This window comes from Pseudomonas sp. F007, assembly GCF_057814275.1.
This window is the reverse complement of sequence record NZ_JBVATA010000005.1, coordinates 124,004-145,263: the sequence shown is the minus strand read 5'-3', so window position 1 is coordinate 145,263 and position 21,260 is coordinate 124,004. Positions and strand designations below refer to the sequence as shown.

The 21,260-nt window shown below is 63.6% G+C and carries 17 protein-coding genes and 1 pseudogene; 10 read left to right on the top strand and 8 right to left on the bottom strand.

The genetic code is table 11. The features are described from left to right. Positions 1-41: 41 nt before the first annotated feature. From ACZYR5_RS13565 to ACZYR5_RS13550, 4 genes and pseudogenes are all read left to right on the top strand, one after another. Positions 42-1,577 (top strand): annotated as a pseudogene (locus tag ACZYR5_RS13565) (TolC family protein). Continuing rightward, positions 1,558-2,340, top strand: a complete 783-nt coding sequence (locus tag ACZYR5_RS13560) for an efflux RND transporter periplasmic adaptor subunit (protein WP_489090481.1) — start codon at positions 1,558-1,560, stop codon at positions 2,338-2,340. The pseudogene ACZYR5_RS13565 and the gene ACZYR5_RS13560 overlap by 20 nt, the downstream one beginning before the upstream one ends. Then, positions 2,337-3,680, top strand: coding sequence for an efflux RND transporter periplasmic adaptor subunit (locus tag ACZYR5_RS13555; RefSeq protein WP_489090480.1), 1,344 nt, complete (start codon positions 2,337-2,339; stop codon positions 3,678-3,680). The genes ACZYR5_RS13560 and ACZYR5_RS13555 overlap by 4 nt, the downstream gene beginning before the upstream one ends. Next, positions 3,680-5,776, top strand: a complete 2,097-nt coding sequence (locus ACZYR5_RS13550; RefSeq protein WP_489090479.1) for a site-2 protease family protein — start codon at positions 3,680-3,682, stop codon at positions 5,774-5,776. Before ACZYR5_RS13555 ends, ACZYR5_RS13550 begins: the two co-directional genes overlap by 1 nt. A gap of 3 nt (positions 5,777-5,779) precedes the next feature. On the opposite strand, the gene aspT is transcribed toward ACZYR5_RS13550, so the two are convergent. Both aspT and ACZYR5_RS13540 read right to left on the bottom strand, forming a co-directional pair. Then, on the bottom strand, positions 5,780-7,471 hold the full coding sequence (gene aspT, locus ACZYR5_RS13545) for an aspartate-alanine antiporter (protein ID WP_489090478.1): 1,692 nt from the start codon (positions 7,469-7,471) through the stop codon (positions 5,780-5,782). A gap of 5 nt (positions 7,472-7,476) precedes the next feature. Continuing rightward, complete coding sequence (locus ACZYR5_RS13540; RefSeq protein WP_489090477.1) at positions 7,477-8,877, bottom strand: DUF2252 domain-containing protein; 1,401 nt, start codon at positions 8,875-8,877, stop codon at positions 7,477-7,479. A gap of 565 nt (positions 8,878-9,442) precedes the next feature. Between ACZYR5_RS13540 and dapA the strand changes: the two genes are divergently transcribed. Beyond that, positions 9,443-10,315, top strand: a complete 873-nt coding sequence (gene dapA / locus ACZYR5_RS13535) for a 4-hydroxy-tetrahydrodipicolinate synthase (protein ID WP_489090476.1) — start codon at positions 9,443-9,445, stop codon at positions 10,313-10,315. A 453-nt stretch (positions 10,316-10,768) separates the two neighbouring features. On the opposite strand, the gene ACZYR5_RS13530 is transcribed toward dapA, so the two are convergent. Continuing rightward, entirely contained in the window at positions 10,769-11,725 is a 957-nt protein-coding gene (locus tag ACZYR5_RS13530; protein ID WP_489090809.1) for an AraC family transcriptional regulator ligand-binding domain-containing protein, read from the bottom strand. Positions 11,726-11,793: 68 nt separating this feature from the next. Here ACZYR5_RS13530 and ACZYR5_RS13525 point away from each other — a divergent pair, with 68 nt between their 5' ends. The 3 genes from ACZYR5_RS13525 to ACZYR5_RS13515 are packed head-to-tail and all read left to right on the top strand — an operon-like array spanning position 11,794 to position 13,559. Continuing rightward, the gene (locus tag ACZYR5_RS13525; protein ID WP_489090475.1) at positions 11,794-12,648 is read left to right on the top strand and encodes a sterol desaturase family protein; all 855 of its coding nucleotides are present in this window, start codon (positions 11,794-11,796) and stop codon (positions 12,646-12,648) included. Then, a complete protein-coding gene (locus tag ACZYR5_RS13520; RefSeq protein ID WP_489090474.1) occupies positions 12,645-13,229 on the top strand; it encodes an NADPH-dependent FMN reductase in 585 nt (194 codons plus the stop codon). The genes ACZYR5_RS13525 and ACZYR5_RS13520 overlap by 4 nt, the downstream gene beginning before the upstream one ends. Positions 13,230-13,241: 12 nt before the next feature. Further along, complete coding sequence (locus ACZYR5_RS13515) at positions 13,242-13,559, top strand: hypothetical protein (protein ID WP_489090473.1); 318 nt, start codon at positions 13,242-13,244, stop codon at positions 13,557-13,559. Here ACZYR5_RS13515 and yddG read toward each other — a convergent pair. After that, positions 13,545-14,450, bottom strand: coding sequence for an aromatic amino acid DMT transporter YddG (gene yddG, locus ACZYR5_RS13510; protein ID WP_489090472.1), 906 nt, complete (start codon positions 14,448-14,450; stop codon positions 13,545-13,547). The genes ACZYR5_RS13515 and yddG overlap by 15 nt on opposite strands. 113 nt (positions 14,451-14,563) lie before the next feature. On the opposite strand from yddG, the gene ACZYR5_RS13505 reads away from it, so the two are divergent. Together ACZYR5_RS13505 and ACZYR5_RS13500 are read left to right on the top strand one after the other, a co-directional pair. After that, positions 14,564-16,138: a sensor domain-containing diguanylate cyclase gene (locus tag ACZYR5_RS13505; RefSeq protein WP_489090471.1), complete on the top strand. Its 1,575-nt coding sequence runs from the start codon at positions 14,564-14,566 to the stop codon at positions 16,136-16,138. 141 nt (positions 16,139-16,279) lie between these two features. Then, positions 16,280-17,224 carry a SphA family protein gene (locus ACZYR5_RS13500; RefSeq protein WP_489095170.1) on the top strand — a complete coding sequence of 315 codons (945 nt, stop codon included), beginning with the start codon at positions 16,280-16,282 and terminating at the stop codon, positions 17,222-17,224. Positions 17,225-17,357: 133 nt separating this feature from the next. Here ACZYR5_RS13500 and argE read toward each other — a convergent pair whose 3' ends face one another. Genes argE through ACZYR5_RS13480 form a run of 4 tightly spaced genes read right to left on the bottom strand, consistent with a single transcriptional unit; the run spans position 17,358 to position 20,940 of the window. Next, a complete protein-coding gene (argE, locus tag ACZYR5_RS13495; RefSeq protein ID WP_489090469.1) occupies positions 17,358-18,524 on the bottom strand; it encodes an acetylornithine deacetylase in 1,167 nt (388 codons plus the stop codon). After that, complete coding sequence (locus ACZYR5_RS13490) at positions 18,517-19,191, bottom strand: DUF1028 domain-containing protein (RefSeq protein ID WP_489090468.1); 675 nt, start codon at positions 19,189-19,191, stop codon at positions 18,517-18,519. Before ACZYR5_RS13490 ends, argE begins: the two co-directional genes overlap by 8 nt. A 10-nt stretch (positions 19,192-19,201) precedes the next feature. After that, on the bottom strand, positions 19,202-19,612 hold the full coding sequence (locus ACZYR5_RS13485; RefSeq protein WP_003182257.1) for a RidA family protein: 411 nt from the start codon (positions 19,610-19,612) through the stop codon (positions 19,202-19,204). Next, positions 19,612-20,940 carry a flavin-containing monooxygenase gene (locus ACZYR5_RS13480; RefSeq protein WP_489090467.1) on the bottom strand — a complete coding sequence of 443 codons (1,329 nt, stop codon included), beginning with the start codon at positions 20,938-20,940 and terminating at the stop codon, positions 19,612-19,614. The genes ACZYR5_RS13485 and ACZYR5_RS13480 overlap by 1 nt, the downstream gene beginning before the upstream one ends. Between the last annotated feature and the right edge of the window lie 320 nt (positions 20,941-21,260).

Sequence of the window (21,260 nt, the reverse complement as noted above, 5' to 3'; positions counted from 1 at the left end):
TGAACTGGCCCACCATTTTCCAAGCACACAAGGGAATGCACATGCAGAAAAATGCCCATCGGATTCTCAGTACGGCGATTGTCTCGACCCTGCTGCTCAGTGCCTGTTCTTCACTGGAACCCAAGCCGAGTACCGAGGAGGAAAACCGTCAGCGTATGCTCGCCGACCAGTCGCGCATGTATTCCGCCCAGGAACCGGTGACCGCGCCCCTGACCTTCTACGATGCGGCCGCCCGGGCCTTGAAATACAACCTCGACTACCGCCTGAAACTGATGGAAAGCGCCCTGGCCTCGGACTTGCGCGACGTCTCCAGCCACGAAATGCTCCCGCGACTGGTGGCCTCGGCCGGTTACGCCGGACGCAACAACGACTCCGGCGGCACCTCGATCGGCATCGAAGACCGCCAGGTCAGCTTGCGGCCCTCGACCTCCGAAGAGCGTTATCGCCAGCTCTATGGACTGGGCCTGAGCTGGAGCCTGCTGGACTTCGGCGTGGCCTACTACCGCACCCAGCAGAAATCCGACCAGATCCTGATGGCCGAGGAGCGCCGGCGCAAGGTTGCGCAGAACGTCCTGCAGGACGTGCGCAATGCCTACTGGCGAGCCCTGGGCGCGCAACGGCTGATGCCGGAAGTCGACAAGCTGCTGATGCGCACCCACACCGCGCTGACCTCCGCCCGCGAGGCCGAGCAACGGGGCTTGCTGCCGCAGCAGGAGATCCTCGCCTATCAACGCGCCCTGCTCGACTCGATCTACCTGCTGACCGTGCGCCGCCAGGACCTGGAGTTCGCCCAGGCCGAACTGGCGGCCCTGATGTCGCTGCCGCCGGGCTCGAAAATGGTCCTCGCCGACAGCACCGATCCGCGCCTGCCGGAAGTCCGGCAAAGCATGGCCCAGCTCGAACAGCTGTCGCTGGAGCACCGTCCGGAAATCATGGAGGAGTGGTACCGCAAACGCGTCAACCAGAAGGACCTGGACATTGCCAAGGCACAGCTCTGGCCCAACGTCAGCGTCGACTTCGGCTATCGCTATGACTCCAACAAGTACCTGTACAACAGCGACTGGATGAACACCGGGGTGCAGGTGTCGATGAACCTGCTGCGCCTGCTGCAACTGCCTTCACTGAATGCCGCCCAGCAGTCCCAGAGCGAGACCGACGACACCCGCCGCGTCGCGCTGTCGATGGCGATCCTCACTCAAGTGTGAGTCGGCACCCTGCGTTATCAGTTGGCACGTCAGGAAGTGGAGTTCACCGAGGAAAGCCTGCGGGTCGACCGCAGCCTGCTCGACTACGCCCAGGCGGCGAAAACCGGCGCCCTGGGTTCTGAGCTGGAGGTGATTCGCTCCGAAGGCCGTTACCTGCTTTCGCGTTACCAGCGCGAGGCGGCGTTCTCCAGCGCCCAGGCGGCCTGGGGTCGGCTGTATAACTCGATTGGCCTGGACGTGCTGCCGAACGAAATCGACAAGCACGACATCAAGACCCTGTCCCGGGAAATCCAGCGCACATTGAACGAACAGGAGCAGCAACGCCTGCTCATCACTCAGCAAGGAACGCCGAATGCGCAAAACCGCCCTTGAGTCCCTGGCCGGGGCTCTGTTGTTGGTCTGTCCCCTGTTGTCGGTGCACGCCGACGACAGCCCCGCGCCGGAAAGCGCCAGCGCCATTCGCGTGCTGCTGGCCGCCGAACTGGAAACCACCCTGTCCAGCCAGATGAGCGGCACCCTGGCGGAACTGCCCGCCGGGTTTGGCGAGCAGGTGAAGAAGGCCGAATTACTGGCACGTTTCAACTGCAGCGAAGCCGATGCCCGCAGCAATGTTGCCGCCGCGGAGCTGACCATGGCCCGGCAGAATCTGGAGGCCAAGAAGCAACTGCGCAAACTCAATGCGGTGGGCGACATTGAAGTGTCGATGGCCAACACCGAAGTACAAAAGGCCGACGGCGCCCGGGCCATGGGCCAGGCCCAGAGCGGTTACTGCCAGGTGCTGGCGCCGTTTTCCGGGCGCATCGCCAAGGTCTACGTCAAACCCTTCCAGACCGTCACCGCCGGCACACCGCTGTTCGACCTGGTCAGCGACGGCGCACTGAAGGTACGGTTGAACGTGCCGTCGAACCTGCTGAAAACCCTCAAGCCCGGCCTGCCGTTGCAGGTCAACATCCATGAGACCGGCAAGAGCTACACAGCCACAATCAGCGCAATCAACTCGCGGGTCGATGCGGTGGCGCAAACCGTCGAGCTGGAAGCGCGCCTCGACAACAAATACCCGGAATTGATGGCCGGCATGAGCGGCACCGCACGCTTCAACGAGGAAACGGCCCAGCACGACAGTGCCCAGCCATGACCATGAACGAGTCGTTGCCCCACCCTCACCTGCTGCTCGAACTCGACGCCCTGCGGGACAAGGCGCTGGCCGCCGATACCCTGAATGCGCTGGCGTTCAGCATGGCCAATGATCTGCACCCGCTGCTCAAATTCCATCAGGCGCTGGTGTTTGCCCAGCACGACAAGTCGCTGGAACTGCTCAACGTTTCCGGCCTGTCGCGGCCCAGCGAAGACTCGCCCTACCTGGTCTGGCTGCGCCGGGCCAGCCGCTGGGTCGCTGCCCAGGTGACCGAGGATGAGCCCCTGTGGTTGAGCCAGGACAGTACCGCACCGCCGGCGGACATCAGCGACGGCTGGAGCGAATGGTGGCCGACCGGCCTGTGGTGCATTCCGATTGCCAATCAGGGCCAGCGCCTGGGACTGCTGCTGTTGTTGCTCGACCGCGAACCGCCACCGGTGTTGTGGCAGCACCTCAAGGGCCTGGTGGGCACCTGGGGTTACTGCTGGGCGGCGCTGACTCGCCAGCGCCGCTTGAGTCGCTGGCGCCCCAGCCGTCGACAGACCCTCGTGGCGTTGCTGCTGTTCGGCGCGCTGCTGTTCCTGCCCGTGCGGCAAACCGCCCTGGCGCCGACAGAGATCGTCTCGCGCCAGGCACAGATCATCAGCTCGCCCATCGACGGCGTGATCGAACAGATCAAAGTCCGTCCCAACCAACCGGTGGAGCTCGGCACGCCGCTGTTCTCCCTCGACGAAACCACTCTGCGCAGCCGCGCCGAAGTGCTCGGCAAGGAAGTCGCGGTGGCCGACGCCGAACTGCTCGCCGCCAGCCAGCGCGCCTTCGACAACCCGCAAAGCAAAAGCGAACTGACCCTGCTCCAGGGCCGAGCCCAGCAACGCCGGGCCGAACTGGCGGCGGTGCAGGCCCAACTCAAGCGCACCCAGGTCCTGGCACCACGTGCCGGGGTCGCCGTATTCAGCGACCCCAACGACTGGCTGGGCAAGCCGGTGGTCACCGGTGAGCGCATCATGCAGGTGGCCGACCCGAGCCAGCCGGCAATGCAGATCCAACTGGCGGTGGCCGATGCCATCGCCCTCGAACCCGGGGCCGAGGTCACGCTGTTTCTCACCGCGTACCCGTTGAGTCCGCTCAAGGGCACGATCCTCGAGACCAGCTACCAGGCACGGCCCAGCGATGAGGGCGTGGTTGCCTACCGTCTACTTGCAAGCATTGAAGGCACGCCGGAACACGCGCGCCTCGGCTTGCATGGCACTGCCAAGCTGTATGGCGGCCGGGTGATGCTCGGTTACTACCTGCTGCGTCGGCCATTGGCGACGCTGCGTGCCTGGAGCGGCTGGTAATGCTCGATCCCGCCGATCTGCCGGTACCGCCATTGCGCGAAGACCTGCGCCTGAGCGAAGCCGCCCACGGCAGCAATGGCGAACCGGCCTGGGTGATCCAGGACACGGTGATCAATCGCTTCTACCGCATCGGCTGGCTGGAGTTCGAGTGCCTGCTGCGCTGGGGCCAATCGCCACGGCAGATCAGCCAACAGATCGGCGAAGGCACTGCGCTCAAGCCGGATGTCGAACAGGTCCTCGACTTCCGCCAGTTTCTCGAGCAGCACCAATTGCTGCGGGCCGGTCCCGCCGCCCTGGCCAAACTGCAAGCCAAAGGTGAAGAAGGCAGCTGGTTGAGTTGGCGCTGGTGGCTGCACCACTACCTGTTTTTCCGCATTCCGCTGCTGCGTCCGCAACAGCCGTTGCAGCACTTGGCTCGCGTCCTGGGCTGGTTGTTCCACCCGCTGACCGGGCTGTTGGTACTGGGCCTGAGCCTGCTGGGGATCATCCTCGTGCTGCAGCAGTGGGACGTGTTCACCCATGCCGTGGTCGAGTCGTTTTCCACCGAGGGCCTGTTCAGTTTTGCCTTGGCACTGATCGTCGCCAAGACCCTGCATGAATTGGGGCATGCGTTGGTGGCGACCCGCCTGGGGTTGCGTGTCGGCCACATGGGCATTGCCTTTGTGGTGCTGTGGCCGATGCTCTACACCGACACCGGCGAAAGTTGGAAGCTCAGCCGCTCACGGCAACGCCTGGCGATTGCCTCGGCGGGAATCATCACCGAGCTGTCGCTGGCCGGACTCTCCACACTGGGCTGGGCGCTGTGCGATCCAGGCGCCCTGCGCAACGCACTGCTGTATCTGGCAACCACCAGTTGGCTGCTGTCCCTGGCGCTGAATGCCAGCCCGTTCATGCGCTTCGACGGCTACTTCATCCTCTCCGACCTGCTGGATTTTCCCAACCTGCATGAGCGCTCGTCGGCGCTGGCCCGGGTCACCCTGCGCCGCAATCTGTTGGGCTTGCAGGAGGCCTGGCCGGAAGCCTTCCCGCCACGCCAACGCCGGCTGCTGGTGGCGTTTGCCATCGTCACCTGGCTCTACCGGCTGGTGCTGTTTCTCGGGATCGCCCTGGCGGTATACCTGTTTTTTTTCAAACTGCTGGGGATCATCCTGTTCATGGTCGAACTGTCCTGGTTTATCGCTATGCCGGTGCTGCGCGAGTTGAAACACTGGTGGCAACAACGCGCCGCCGTGCCGGGCAAACGCAAGCTGCTGTTCTACGGCGCGCTGATACTGCTGCTCGGGGTTCTGGCGATTCCCTGGCATAGCCAGATCGATGGGGTGGGCGTGGCCCGCGCTGAGCAGCAACTGCGGGTCTATGCGCCCTACCCGGCCCGGGTGCAGTCGATCCGCACGGGCGGCCCGGTCCAGGCCGGGGAGAATCTGGTGGTACTCGACGAGCCGGACATCGCCTCGCGCCTGCGCAGCAGCGAAGCCAATGCCCGCAGCTATGCGGCTCGGCTATCCGGGCTGCTGGCCGATCCCGCTGGGCTGGCCGAGGATGCGGTGACCCGCCAGCGTCTCAACGTGCAATTCGAAGAGGCTCGCGCCGCTCGTTCGGAAATGGCCCGGCTGAACCTGCAAACGCCGTTTGCCGGGATCTGGATGGACGTCAATCCGGACTGGAAACCCGGCCAGTGGATCGGTCGCCAGGAGCCGTTGGGGATCCTCATCGACCCACGCAGCTGGCAGGTCGATGCCTACGTCGCGCAAGACCAGGTCCACCGCATGGCGGTCGGTGACCCCGTGCGCTTCTACCCGGACGGCCAGGCCAGCCCGCTGCGCGGTCACGTCCTGCAGATCGGCAGCACCCGCGCCGGGCAACTGTCCCATCGCATGCTGTCGTCGCGTTTCGGTGGCCCGGTGGTGACCACCGACGCCGAACACGCGTTGGTGCCGGGCAGCGCGCTGTTCCAGGTGTTGGTTCAACTGGATGAGCCCTTGCCGAGCCTGCGTGAAACCCGTGGTCACCTGAAGATCGAAGGCGAACGGCGCAGCCTGCTGGCCGACGGTGCCACTCACCTGGCGGCGGTGTTCATGCGTGAAAGCGGATTCTGAACACTAGCCCGCCACCATGAACACAATGATCGGCCCGCACACCGCCAGCAGCACGTTGGAGATTGCGTAGCACACGGTAAAACCGATCACCGGGGTGTTGCTGCCGGATTGCTCGATGATCTTGTTCATCGACGCCGCCTCGGTCTGTGCCCCGGCCAAGCCGCCAAACAGAATCATCGGGTGCAGGCGCAGCACATAACGGCCGAAATACAGGGCCACCAGCGGCGGCAGGATAGTCACCACCGCGCCCGACACCAACAGCGCCAAACCTTGCTCCTGCATCGCCGCAAAGGCTGCCGGCCCGGCCAACAGGCCGACCACCGCGCCGAAGGCGGTCAGGCCGAACTCGGAAAACGCCCACTGCGCCGCCGGTGGCAAGGCGCCGATTTCCGGATGCCGCGAGTTGTACCAGCCAATCACCAGTGCCGCGACCAGCACCCCGCCGCCAACGCCCAGTTCCACCGGGATCATGCCGATATGGGTCGACAGCAGCCCGAGCAAGGAGCCGAGCACCATGCCCAGGGTGTGCATGGCGATGTCACTTTTGTAGTTGCTCTCGCGCACCCGGCCCAGACGTTGCGCCAGCGCGTCGACACTGGCGGTGCGCCCGGTGACGCTGATCACGTCGCCACGGCGCAGCACGGTGTTGGGCAACAGCGGCAGATCATAGCCCTGGCGGGTGATGGAAATCAGGAAGCAGCCAAGGCGCCGGGAATTTTCCAGGCGTTGCCGGGCTTGATGGATGGTCTTGCCGGCAAACTCCTTGGCAGTCAGGACAATGTCCGCCTGGCGGGTAGCGAATGACAAAGACTCGGGGTGATCGATTTCCGGCCCGACCCACTCACCGAGGGTGCCGACCGCCTCACGCAGCGCGTACACACCGACGATATCCCCGGCCATCAGCACGAAGCCCTCGTCGCGCTCGATCACCTGCCCGGCCCGTACCACCCGCTCGATGCTCAGGGACTCATGTTGGCGCTCCAGGTCGGCAATGCGCTGACCATTGGCCTGGCCCTCGGCCGACACCCGATGAGCACGCACCACGATCCGCGTATAGGGCACGCTGATCGCGTCCTCGTCCTTGGCGATGCCCAACTCCAGTTCCAGCTCTCGGGCTGAGGCCTTGAGGTCCACCCCGAGCAACTTCGGCGCAATGCTGCCGACAAACACGATCAGGCCGATGGTGCCAAACAGGTAGGTGATGGCGTAAGCGATCGCCATGTGGCTGTTGAGTTGTGCCTTGGCCGCTTCGTCGATTGCCAATTGATTGATGGCGCTGGTGGCGGTGCCCATGATCGCCGTATCGGTCAAAGCGCCGGCACCAAGGCCGGCGGTGAACCCGGCGTCAAAATCGAAGATCGCGTTCATCAGCAGGATCGCTCCCAACGCCGTGGCGCAGAGCACAATCGACAACGCCACCAGTTTCAGCGTGCCGCGATTGAGGCTGCCAAAAAACTCCGGGCCGCTCTTGAAGCCGACCGCATAGATGAACATCACGAAAAACACCGACTTCAGCCCTGCCGGCACCTCAATGCCGATCTGCCCAATCAGCAGGCCCATCAGCAAGGCACCGGCTACCGAGCCCAAGTGGAAGCTGCCAAGGTGGATTCGGCCGATCAGCACGCCCAGGGCGATGGCCAGGAACACGGCGATTTCCGGATTGGAACGCAGGGCGTGGAGGATAAAATCGAGCATCCGTGTCACTCCTCATGCAAGACATGCACCCGCCCACTCTGCGCAGCCTTGAGCAGTTGCGCGTGGTCGCGTTCGGTCTGGTCGGCATAGAGCAAGGCAAAATCCCCCAGGGCTTCGTCGAACACCTCGCTTTTGCCCAGGTAGCCGGAGATGGTCGACGCGTCGCCGGATTTCGCATGGGCCCGCGCCAGCGTCAGGGCGCAGAGTTCTGCGTAGCGTTCCAGCTGGGTGGCGCTGATGTTCTCCAGCGGCACTGACATTTTCATGTCGCGCAGTTGCCGCACGAAGAAGTCATAGCCCGCGGGGCCGCGCACCCAGCCGAGGAAAATGTCGCTGGAAGACTGCATCAGGCGCTGCCCCATCACCACCCGCTGGCCTTGATTGTCAAACTGGCTTTTGCCTGCATAGGGCTCCAGCACCGAGCGGCACGACTCCTTGAACTGCAGGATCAGCGGGTGGTTTTCCTCGGAAAACAACAACGCGATGTAGCAGCGCGTACCGACGCTGCCGATGCCGACTACCTTGAGTGCGGCATCCACTAGGCGATAGCGATCGAGCAGCACCCGGCGCTCGTCGCTGAGACTTTTCCGGTAGGCCGCCACTCCCTGATGCACCCGCACCATGAACTCGGGGTCTGCGACGTGCTGGATCACCGGTGGCTGGTCGACGATGCGCGGCTGGCCGGCGACCTGCCCGGCGATCTTCGGAAAGACGCTTTCCATGACCCGCTCGCGGGCACGCTCGAACAGTTGCTGGCGGAATTTCAGGGCCTTGGCGTCCGGCGCGGTGTCCAGCAACGCCTGGGCGTCGAGACGGGAATACCAGACTTCCAGCGGTTTCATCTTTGAAAAATGCCGTAGCTGTTCGCGATAGCCGCGTGCGCAGGCGATGGCAATCTTGCGCGCACGGGCGTCAGTCGCCCCGCCGTCACGCGCGGCCACCGCAAAGCTCACCACCAGGCGCTTGATGTCCCATTCCCAGGGCGCCGGCAGGGTTTCGTCAAAATCATTGAGGTCGAACACCAGGTTGCGCTCGGGGGTGGCGAACAGGCCGAAATTCAGCAGGTGGCAGTCGCCGCAGGCCTGCACCGTCACACCGATGTTCGGCCCTTTGGAGAGGTCATGGGCCATCAGCGCCGCCGAGCCCCGCAGAAAGGTGAAGGGGCTGCGCAACATCCGTCCGTAGCGAATCGGTACCAGTTCCTGCAGCCGGTCACGGTTGGACTGTTCAAGGATCGCCACGGCGTTGCGCTGTCGTCCGGGCGCCTGCCACTTGGCGTGCTCTTCCCTGGGGACCTTGTCGCGCAAACGCTTACCGTCAGCGAGGCGTTCATCGCGTGAGCGGAATGTGGGAGTTACCGGGTTTTTGGCAGCGGTTTTACGCGCAGCCTTGCGGGTGGATGCCATGATGCAGTCGTCTCCGATGCGCGGCGTTTGTGGCCCGCCCTGATTGGGCGCAGGCTGAATTGCTGGTTCCTTCACGCTAGCTGAAACTGGGGTTTTCACCAGCCTGCTGCTAGCGTTAATCCAATGGTTTTTCTGGGTGAATGCAGCAGCTGCCGGTGTCGATTTCAGACACAGCGCTGGCTCGCTCGGGCAACTGAATGGACGGACACGCCGGGCAGGTTTGTTCTTCGGTTGGTCAACAGCGTGCAAGCGCCTTGTTCGATCAGGGCGCAAATCCTCGTTGACTTCCCGCAACGAGGCTGCGCATTATCCGGCAACACATTTTGGCAAGCGATCCTCCATGATCCGCATCACCGACTCTCTGCTGACTGCCCCGGGCTTTCCTGCCCAGGCGTGCGCATGCGTGTCGGTTGCCAATAAATCGAAGAAACAGTCGCTCATTTGACCGGGGCGCTGTCCCGTCAGATGAGCTGACAGGACACAAAGCACTCGGCGACCCTTCCCCCTGCTTGATTCCCATCACTCCTCTGACGACGACTAATCGGTCTGACTAGGGAGTACATGCATGTCTGATTTTCGCGGGATCTGGGTAGCACTGGCCACGCCGTTTCGTGGCGGGCAGGTCGATTTCGAAGCCTTGCAGGGCCTGGTCGAGAAGCTGCTTGCGGATGGCGTCAGGGGCCTGGTGGTGTGTGGCACCACCGGTGAGGCAGCGGCCATGAGCGAGGACGAGCAACTGGCGGTGCTGGATGCAGTGCTGCAATGGGCGCCTTCCAGCCAGGTGATCATGGGCCTGAGTGGCAACAATCTGCAGGACATCCTCGCCTTTGCGCAGCAGATCCAGCGCCGTGAGCTGGCCGGCCTGTTGGTGCCGGCCCCCTATTACATCCGCCCTTCGCAGCAAGGCCTGGAAGCCTTTTTCAAACGTGTGGCAGATGCGTCGTCGGTGCCGCTGGTGCTCTACGACATTCCTTATCGCACCGGTGCACGGATCGAGCGCGAGACCTTGCGGCGGATCGTGCGCCATCCGAACATTGCGGCGGTGAAGGACTGCGGCGGCGATATCGAGACCACCCTGGCGCTGATCGCCGATGCTCAGGTCGAGGTGCTGACCGGCGAAGACATCCAGATTCTCGGTCACCTGGCCCTCGGCGGCGCCGGGGCGATTTCGGCGTCGGCCAATGTTCATGCCGATCGGTATGTGCGGTTGATGCAGCAGATGGAGCGCGGTGAACTGGCTGCGGCGCGTGCGAGCTTCCGCCAGTTGCTACCGTGGATCCAGATCGCCTTCGCCGAGCCCAATCCGGCGGTGGTCAAGGCGGCGTTGAGTGTCCAGGGTTTTATGGCCAATGAATTGCGCGAGCCGATGCAGGTGTGCAGTCCACCGACCCTGGAGCGCCTGCACCCGGTGTTGCAGGGCTTGCACAGAACCCTGTAGGAGCCGGCTTGCCGGCGATGAAATTGATGCGGTGTGGCTGATGGACCCTTCGCTGGCAAGCCAGCTCCTACAGGTCTTGGGCCAGGCATCAATACTGTGGCGCTCACAAATCCCTGTAGGAGCCAGCTTGTCGAATCGTCGCACCGTGGCGATGGACGTCAATGATGACGCGTGCAGTCAGGATGCGCGCGGCGGTCTCGGTTTTTTTCGCCAGCAAGCTGGCTCCTACAGGTTCCGGCCATTCGCACCATCGGTGGTCGCTGCACATCACCTGTTGACATGGACAGACAGAGAATCAGGCAAGCAATCCAGAGGATTGCTCTTCCCGGGTTGTTCGCCTTGATCACCAGCCTGTTGAATCGTCTTATCGTCGCGATGAGGTTGGCACTTTCAATAAATCTGCAGACTGATACACAGCCTGCTAGCGATAAAATTTGATGCGGTGTATCTGACTCACCCCCGCCAGCGCTTACGCGCATGCAGGTAGGCCGCCAGATCGCTGTAGCCCAGCTGCCCGGCAATCTGCGTGCGGCTGTTGCCTTGCAACTCCAGGTACTGCTCCAGCTCCGCGCGTACCTGATCCAGCAACTGGCGGAAGCTCAGGCCCTGCTCTTCCAGACGCCGGCGCAAGGTCCGCGGGCTCTGGTGCAGGGCCTGGGCCTGGGTTTCGAGGCTGGGCGCCTGGCAGGCCAGCAATTGCTGGCGGATCCCCTGCGCCACCCTGCCCGCCCAACCGCTGAGGCGCTGCTGCTGGGCCAGGCGCCGATCAAGCTCCTGGCGCAGTACCTCCATCATCCCGGCATTGTGGGTCTGCAGTTCAATCTTCAGGGTCGAACGTGGGTAATACAGCCGGTTGTACCCGCAGTCGAACTGGACCGTGTCGCCAAACCATTGCGCGTATTCGGTGTGATAAACCGGACGTGGATGGGCGAAACAGGCGCGTGAGGGCGTCAAGGTCACGCCGGTGCCGATGCGCAGCACGCTCAGGGACATCACGCAGTAGTGCTCGACCACATAGCGCACCAGGCTGGACGGCGCGTCGATGCGCAGTTCCACGCCCAGTTCATCGCCCTCCTCGAGCAGCACGATGCTGTCCATGTCCGACGCCAGCGGCGCATAACGCGCCCAGAAGCGAATCGCCTCCTCATGGGTGGCGCTGTACAGGCAGGCATGGGCCAGCACGTGCCAGTCCTGGCGAGTGAAATGGCCGAACAGGTGCAGGCCGATCGCCGGATCGTGCACCGCGGCCCTGGCCCAGAGTTGCTCCAGGGCGACCATGCTGTAGTTACTGCGCTCTTGCGCGCTGCGGCTTTGCAGGTAACGCTCGAGCACCCGGCCCAATGGACCACGGTGAAAGCGTTCGGGCGAGGGCTTGGCCGGTTCTCGGGGGATTCTGTCCGTTTCGCGCATGGCGGGTGCAGGGCTCATGGTTTCTTATTGGAGGGCATTGCCATTATCGGCCGCAACCAGAGAGTGCCATGAATACAACAACAATAACCAACAGTCCGATCCCGATCATCGCCGCCATCCTGATCGCTTTTATCCTCCTCGAAATCGCCTGCGCCTGCTTTCGCCAACCCCGTGGCCAACGGCGTGACGTGATCATTGAAATCCTCGGTTCCGGCTTGCTGATGGGCGTGACCCTGCCGCTGGTGACCTTTCTCAGCGCTGCCCTGCTCGGCTATTTCGCCCCGCAATTGAAAAACAGCCTCAGCGGCCTGCACTGGGCGCTCGGCCTGGGCCTGTTCCTGGTGCTCGACGACATGACCCAGTACTGGTGGCATCGTCTCAGCCACAAGGTGCCGTTTCTCTACTCGCTGCACCGCGCCCATCACTCGGCGCCGTACATGAGCATCCGCATCGTTTACCGCAACAACAGCTTCTACTACCTGTTGATGCCCGGCCTGTGGTTCTCCGGCGTGCTGCTGTACATGGGCCTGGCCCCGGTGTATTTCGGCTACCTGATCGTCAAGATGCTGGTGATTTTCGCCGCCCACAGCAGCGTGCCCTGGGACGACAAGCTGTACCGCATCCGCCTGCTGCGCCCGCTGATGTGGCTGCTGGAGCGGACCATCTCCACCCCTGCCACTCACTCCGCCCACCACGGCTTGAACGCCGACGATGGGGTCACCCACTACAAGGGCAATTTCGGCAACCTGCTGTTCTTCTGGGACGTGCTGTTCGGCTCGGCAAAAATCACCCGCCGCCGTCCAGAACACTACGGCATCGAAAACATGCGCCCGGTGACCTGGCAGGAAGAACTGTTCTGGCCACTGGCGCGCCGGAAAAAAACCAAGGGGCAAAAAGCACCCGCAGGAGAACTGGCGCAATGAGCCTGAATATCGTGTTGATCGCCGGTTCCAGCCAGGTTGCAAGTCAATCGGCGAAAGTCGCCCACTACCTCGCTGAACGCCTGCAAGCCCTGCAGCTATGCCCTGCCCCGAGGATCATCGACCTCGGCCTGGCTCCGCTGCCGTTATGGCCGGCCAAGGACGAACATGGCATTTGGGCCGACCATGGCGCCCTACTGCGCGAGGCCGACGCGCTGGTGGTGCTCAGCCCGGAATGGCACGGCATGGCCTGCCCGGCGCTGAAAAACCTGTTCGTCCACGCCGGCTATCGCGAGATGGGCCACAAGCCGGCAATTTCCGCGGGCCAGGGCGGCGCTTACCCGCTGTCCGAGCTGCGCGCCTCGAGCTACAAGAATTGCCGGATCTGCTACCTGCCCGAGCAGCTAATCGTGCGTCAGGTGGAAGCGGTGATGAACGGCGTCGAGGCTGTCGATGTCGAAGATCAACGGATCCGCCGCCGTGCCGACTGGTCGCTCAAGGTCCTGTCCGAGTATGCCAAGGCAATGGCCGAGTTGAATCAACGGCTCAAGCCGGACGATCCGGAGTTTGCCAACGGCATGTGAACAGGAGCACCGATGAAATACCCCAGCACCCCCGACGGGCGTTACTTCGTGGTCAAGGGCCAGCTCTGGCGGTGTGCCAATCCGGCCCTGGATGAAGCGCTGCGCCAACAGTTGGTCAAGCAGTTGATGGACGCACGGCGGGCGGTGAAGGCGGCGAAACAATCGGCGGATCCCGAACAGCTGGCGGCGGCACGCGCCGCGGTGGATCAGGCCAAGGTCGCGCTGGGGGAGCGCGGGCCGGTGTGGTGGGACGATGGCAGCCCTGACTTCAACCAGCGTCAGGTCCGCCACTCGCCTTACGCGGATTGGTACCAGTCACTCGGTTTTTGAAGCATTGCGTTCGCGAGTGGCCAGCCAGCAGATCAGCGAGCCCACCGTCACCAGCACCGCCCCTTGCCAGAGTTGCATCGTCAAGCTGGCGCCCAGCCACACGGCGGCAAAGGCCGACGACAGTACCGGCGCCGAATAGGACGCAGTCGCGAGCAACGTCAGGTTGCCGCGAATGATGCCGATATTCCACAACGCATAGCCGCCGGCCATGGCAATCCCGGCGGCCAGCAGTTGCAGGCAGCCGCCCAGGGTGAACGCCGGCAGCACCTCGCTGCTGAAACCGTATTTGGTCCACAGCAACAGCGCCGTGATGATGAAAAACAGCACCACCAGGCTTTGCCCGCCGGCATAGCGCCGGGTGACGTTGCAGTACAGGGCGAAGGTGATCGCGCAGGCCAGCGCGAGGCTGTAGCTCAGCGGGTTGGACTGCACATTGGCGACGATCCCGGACAGCGACAGGCCGTTGCCGCTGACCACCCAGACAATCCCGAACAGCGCCAGCGCCGTCCCGGGCACGATGATCCAACGCGCCTTCTGCCCGTTCATGACAATCGCCAGCAACACTGTCAGGCACGGCCACAGGTAATTCACCACCCCGAGTTCGATCGCCTGATTGCTGTTGCTCGCATAGCCCAGGGCCAGCGACAGGCACACCTCATAGGCAACGAACAGTGCGGTGCCGACGATCAGGTAAAAGGTCGAAGTCGAACGCAGGCGCGGGCGTCCGAGGAACATCACCAGCATTATCGCGCCCAGGCTGTAGATCAACGCCGCCCCGCCCAAGGGGCCGAAAATCTCGCTGACGCTCCTGATCAACCCGGACGCCGTGCTCCATAAAAGAATCGCCACCAACCCACAGGCCGTGGCGGCGCGTTCACCGTTGATCTGCATAGGGTCCTCTGGGCAAAAGATTGCGAGTCTAACAAAGGTCTCGGCGGCCACGGGCATCCTTTATAGCAGCCTGATCTAGACTGCATTGACCTGCTCCTGACAAGGACACCCGAATGCCCGGTCGCAAGCCGCCAGCACCCAGCCTCGATCACCTCACTCCACCCTCCCCGGCCAGCCCCATCAGGGGCCGAGCCACCTTCCGCCTGATCGTCAGTTTCATGCTGGCGGTGATTGTCGCCTTTCTCGCCGTCGAGGGCTGGCGCACCTGGCGCGACTACCGCGCCGCCTTCGCCACCGCCCGCGATTCGGTGACCAACCTGGCGCGGGCCACCGCCCAGCACGCCGAAGACACCATCCGCCAGATGGACGTGCTGACCGCCGCCCTGGCCGAGCGGGTCGAAGGCGACGGTTTGCAGAGCATCAATGTGCAACGCATCCACAAGTTGCTGGTGCTGCAATCGACCATCATGCCGCAGCTGCATGGGCTGTTTATCTACGGCCCGGATGGGCAATGGATAGTCACTGACAAAGAAGCGATTCCCGATCCGGCGAACAACGCCGACCGCGATTATTTCCAGTACCACCGCAGCCATGACGACCGCAGCATGCGCATCGGCCAGGTGGTCAAGAGCCGCTCCACCGAGGACCTGATCATCCCGATCTCGCGGCGCCTGAACAATCCCGATGGCTCCTTCGCCGGGGTGCTGCTGGGCACGGTCAAGGTCAGTTATTTCGTCGATTACTACGGCGACTTCAAGATCGATGGCAAGGGCGCGCTGGTGTTGGCCCTGCGCGACGGCACGATCCTCGTGCGCCGGCCCTTCGTGGCCGATGTGGTGGGCAAGAGCCTGGCGCAGAGCGAGATCTTCCAGCGCTACCTGCCACTGGCGGATCAGGGCTTTGCCGAAGTCAAGGCGGTGGTGGACGACACTGAACGTCTGTATGCCTACCGCGCCCTGCAGTCCTATCCGCTGGTGGTCGAGGCCGGACTGTCGCGCGAATCGATCATTGCGCCCTGGCGCGAAGATCTGCTGAAGACCGGAATCGTGCTGCTGTCGCTGATTACCGCGTTCGGCATTTTCGGCCTGATCGTGCTCAGTCAGTTGCGGCAAAGAATGCGCATTGCCCGGGAGTTGCGCCGCGCCCACCAGTCCCTGCACGACATGGCGTTGACCGACAGCCTGACCGGCCTGGGCAATCGGCGCTGGCTCGACAGCTCGCTTGCCGATGAGATTCGCCTGGCGCAACGCAGCGGCTCGGCCCTGTCGTTGATCATGCTCGATGTCGATCACTTCAAGCGCTACAACGACTGCTACGGCCATGCTGCCGGTGACGACTGTTTGAGCGCGGTGGGTGGCGCAATCCACGAGGCGATCAGGCGCCCCAGCGACCTCGCCGCGCGCTATGGCGGCGAAGAATTCACCGTGCTGCTGCCCAACACCGACAGCAGCGGCGCGCTGCAGGTGGCCGAGGATATCCTGCAGGCGATTCGCGCCCTGCAGATCGAACATGCCGGACACCCCTTGGGCAAGGTCACCGCCAGCGCCGGCGTCGCCACCTGCCAGCCCAGCCGCGAGAGCGTCAGCCCCGCCTCCCTGCTGAAGGCCGCGGATACCTGCCTGTATGCGGCGAAACGCGCCGGGCGCAATCGTTGCTGTGTGGATGAGCAGTCGACCCGGAACCTGTAGGAGCGGGCTTGCCCGCGAAGACGTCAGCAATGACGACGCAAGGCGTTGAATCGCCTCGCTGTCCAATGCGCTATGTATTCCTGCAGTAACTGAGCTATAAATCCTACGCCGTACTATGGCAAGCCGAGAAACGAGAGCTCGATGACACTGAACACAAGGATTTTGCCAGGTTTGGCGATAGCGCTGGCAAGCATGCCCGCGTTGGCGGATGACGGCGGCATCAGCTTCTGGCTGCCCGGACAGTTCGGCGCGCTGGCTGCGGCGCCGACCACGCCGGGCTGGAGCCTGCCGCTCACGTACTACCACGTCAGTGCCAGCGACGACCGCAACAAGGCCGTGCCACGGGGCGGGCGCACCACTTTTGGCCTGGATGCCAGCGCCGATCTGTTATTCGCCAGTCCAACCTATACCTTTGCCGAACCGCTGCTGGGTGCCCAGGCCGCGATCTCGGTGATTGCCGCGGTGGGTCGCAGTGAAGCCAGCGTTGACCTGACCCGCACCGGCCCCACCGGCCGGGGTTTCTCCGGCGGCACCGATGACGCGCTCAAGGGCGGCAGCGACATTTATGGGCTGGGCACGCTGAAGTGGAATTACGGCGTGCACAACCTGATGGTCTACAGCATGGGCAACCTGCCGGTGGGCGCCTATGATCCGGATCGCCTGGTGAACATCGGCCTCGGGCACGCAGCGCTGGATGCCGGTGGCGGCTACACCTGGTTCGACAAGAAAAACGAGTTTTCCGCGGTCATGGGCATGACCTACAACTGGGAGAACTCCGACACCCATTACCAGAACGGCATCGACGCCCACCTCGACCTCAGTGCTTCGCACTTCATCACCGACCAGACCCAACTCGGGCTGGTGGGCTACGTGTACCATCAGGTCACCGGCGACAGTGGCAGCGGCGCGACCCTGGGCGACTTCAAGTCCCGGGTCAGCGGTATTGGCCCCCAGGCCGGGCATTTTTTCAAGATCGGCAAGGATCTGTGGTACGTCAATCTCAAGGGTTATTACGAGTTCGACGCGAAGAACCGGCCGGATGGTTGGAACAGTTGGTTGACGCTGGTGGTGCCGTTGGGGGATTGAGGGGTGCCCCCGCTATCGGCGCGAACTCTTTGTGGGAGCCAGCCTGCTGGCGATGAAGTTGATGCGGTGTAGCTGGAGTCCTCATCGCTAGCAGGCTGGCTCCCACAGTTTAACCCTCAGTGTTATCACCATCTCAAAGATCACCAGTACACAGCCAATCCGCCAATCGATCCATCAGCCGATCACAGGCCACCATCTGCTCGACACTGACGAACTCATCAGGCTTGTGCCCCTGCTCCATGCTCCCGGGCCCGCAGACCACCGTCGGGATGCCTGCCTGGTCAAACAACCCACCCTCGGTGCCAAAGGCCACAGTGCCGTAGGCATCACTGCCGCATAGCTGAGCCAGCAGCCGCGCCGCCGGGCTGTCGGCGGAAGTCGCCAGGCCCGGATAGGCCGACAGTGCTTCAAAGCGAATCGCGGTGTCGGCCTGCACTGCCTGCATCGCTGGCAGCAACGAGGTCTGGGCGTAGTGCTGCAATTCATCGACGACGGTCTGCGGCGCGAAATCCGGCAAGGCGCGAATTTCGAAATCGAAGCGGCAATCGGCCGGCACGATGTTCAGCGCGGTGCCACCCTCGATCACCCCGACCTGCACCGTGGAATACGCTGGATCGAAACGCTCGTCGCGCAATTCGGGTTCAGCCAGGGTGGCGCCTATCTCGTCGAGCCGGCCGATCAGCCGCGCGGCCTGGGCGATGGCGTTCACCCCATAGGGCGCGTAGGCCGAATGGCAGGCGGCGCCGCGCACATGGCAACGCATCGCCAGCTTGCCCTTGTGCCCGAGCACCGGCTTGAGTTCGGTGGGCTCGCCGATCAGGCACAGCGCCGGCGCGGCAATCCACTGTGGCAACACTTGCAGCAGACTGCGCACGCCGAGGCAGCCCACCTCCTCGTCATAGGACAACGCCAGATGCACCGGACGGCGCAGGTCGGCGGCGAGAAACAGCGGAACGGCGGCCAGCACCGAAGCGATAAAACCTTTCATGTCGGCAGTGCCACGGCCGTACAACTTGCCATCGGTCTCGCTCAGGCAGAACGGCTCGACTGTCCAGGCCTGGCCCTCCACCGGCACCACGTCGGTATGCCCGGACAGCACCACCCCACCGGCCACCGCCGGACCAATCGAGGCCAACAGATTGGCCTTGGTTCGCTCGGGGTTGTAGATCAGCTCGCACGCCACGCCCAGACCGTGCAGGTAGTCGCGCACGAACTCGATCAAATCCAGGTTGGAATCACGGCTGACCGTGGCAAACCCGACCAGCTTCGCGAGCAGCGCGCGACTGCGCAGTTCACTCATCGCCGGGCACTCCGTAACTGGGCGCCAGGGTCGGGTTGAGGGCACGGGTCAAATAGTCCTGCAGTTGCGGTTGATAAGCGCGCCACAACTCAGCCAACTGGCCGATGGGATCTTCGTCAGCCCAGTCGACCCGCAAATCCACGATTGGCCAGGTCAGGTCCTCGACCACCGACAGCGCCGCCGAATGCACCTCGCCGGCTTCGCCTCCCGCCGCCTGCCCGGCCTGCAAGGCACTTAACAGCCGCGCGGCGAGACAGCCTTCGCTCTGCTCGAAGGCCGCGACCATGGCCTCGATTACCGCGCGCTCGGCGAGTAAATTGCCAGCCGCCACGCACTGTTCCCCAGCCAGGGCATGGTGAGTGCCCAGCGCCTGGCTGCCGCTGAACAGCGCGGTACGGCCCTGGGCATCGATCACTGCGACCTGGCGGAACTGGCTATAGCCATTGCGCGTCAGGGCGTGGTCCAGGGCCTGGGCCGGCGCCGATCCTCCAGCCAGGCCGTCGAGAATCTGCGGGCCCAGCGCCGGCAAGGTGATGTTCTGGCTCGACACCGCTCCCACTCCGGCGCGCAGCCAGGGACAACGGGCGCCGACGGCGATGCTCGAGGAGCTGATAGCGATCCCCAGTTGCCCGGTTTCGGCACAGCGGCCAACGATGGAAAAAGTCATGACCAACTCCTTATTCGGGGATCACCGCGATCACATCGATTTCCATCAGCCACTGCGGCTGGCCGAGGGCGCTGACCACCAGCCCGGTGGAAATCGGGAACACGCCCTTGAGCCACTTGCCGACCTCCTGATACACCGGTTCGCGGTAGCGCGGGTCGATCAGGTAAGTGGTGGTCTTGACGATATGACTGAGGTCGCTGCCTGCCTCTTCCAGCAACTGCTTGACGTTGCGCATCGCCTGTTCGGCTTGCGCTCGCGGGTCGCCGAGGCCCACCAGCTGGCCATCGAAATCGGTGCCGACCTGGCCGCGCACGTACACCGTGTTGCCGGCGCGTACGGCCTGGCACAGGTCGTTGTCCAGGGTCTGGTTGGGGTAAGTGTCTTTGGTATTGAACATGCGGATGCGGGTGTGAGTAGGCATCAACGGACTCCCATGAGGCTGGCGGGCTGCATCAGTGAAATGATCGATTGTTCGGCATCGGCCTGGCGTTGTCCGGCATCGCGGTAGGCCAGGTAGCTGCGCTGCTTCACGATGTGATCGGCGATGTGCTTGGCGTCATGCCAGACCCCCCAGATAAATGCCGAGCCCCGCCGTGACTGCCATGGCAGGCCGACGAAGTAGACCCCGGGCTCGCTCGACACGCCGCGCTGATGCTGCGGCTTGCCGTTGTCCTTGAAGGCATCGACCTGCAGCCAGCGGTAGTCGACCGTGTAGCCGGTGGCCCAGATGATCGTGCTGACCCCTGCCGCGTGCAGGTCGAGTTCGAGGATCGGCTGGGTGATGCAGTCAGGATCGGGCAGCATCCGGCGCGCTTCAGGTTCCAGCGGCAGGTCGAGGCCATTGCGGGCGATGTAGGCGTCGGCGGCATCCAGCAGCGCCAGGTAGTTTTCGTCGCCACGCGCGATGTTCTCGGCCAGGTTCGCCTCGAAGCTGACGACGCCGCCGTCGAAGGCGCGGGTCAGGCCAACCAGGGTCATGCCTTGCTGGGCCAGGCGGCGGAAATCAATGGTCTCGCCACCGCGAGCGCCACTGACAGCGATGGTTACGTGTTCCTTGCCCGGCTGCATGGCCTCGGCATCCCAATCGCCGAGCACCCCCAGCCACCAGCAGAAATCGCGGTTGCGGTAGCTGCGCGGTGGACGGTCATGGGCGCCCACCGAGAGGTACACCTGCTTGCCGGCACGCTGCAGTTCATCGGCAATCTGCACCCCCGACGAACCGGCGCCCACCACCAGCACCGCGCCGTCGGCCAGTTGCCCCGGGTTGCGGTAGTCGGCGGAGTGAATCTGCGTGACCCCGGCTATTTCGCCGGCAATCGGCGGAATCACCGGACGCTGGAAGGGGCCGGTGGCGACCACCAGGTGCCGGGCCTCGATCACGCCATCGTTGGTCTGCACGGTGAAGCCAGGACGCTCGACATTGCGCTGGACCTTTTGCACCTCGACCCCGGTGCGAATCGGCGCGTTGATTTTCCGCGCATAGGCTTCGAAGTACTCGGCGACCTGTTCTTTGGTGGCGAAGGCATCCGGGTCGAGGCCGGGAAATTCCAGGCCCGGGAACCGGTCGTGCCAGGCCGGACCATTGGCCACCAGCGAATCCCAGCGCGCCGTCCGCCAGGCCTCGGCGATGCGCTTGCGCTCCACCACCAGGTGCGGCACGCCGAGCTTGCCCAAGTGCTCACTCATGGCCACGCCAGCCTGGCCGGCACCGACAACGAGGGTATCGATTTGGATGTTTTCAACTGTCATGTCTGCGCACTTCTGAAAGTTGGTGGGGGGTTGGGCGCATTCTGTTCGGGGCGGGGGTTTAGCGAAATGATGATTTATGTAGTTGGGGGCAAGGAAAAAGCTGGGGGGAGTTGGATTGGCTTCCTGACGTCGAACCTATTCATACCACCGCGAATGCTCGCTTTACTGTAGGAGCCAGCTTGCTGGCGAAGGCGGTGGCACAGGACATCATCGCTGGCTGACACGCCCTCTTCGCTGCGATGCGGCGGCCCGACAAGCCAGCTCCTACGAGGGTATGCGCCACACCCACCCACCGGCCAAATCGAATTCCTCCACCCCAC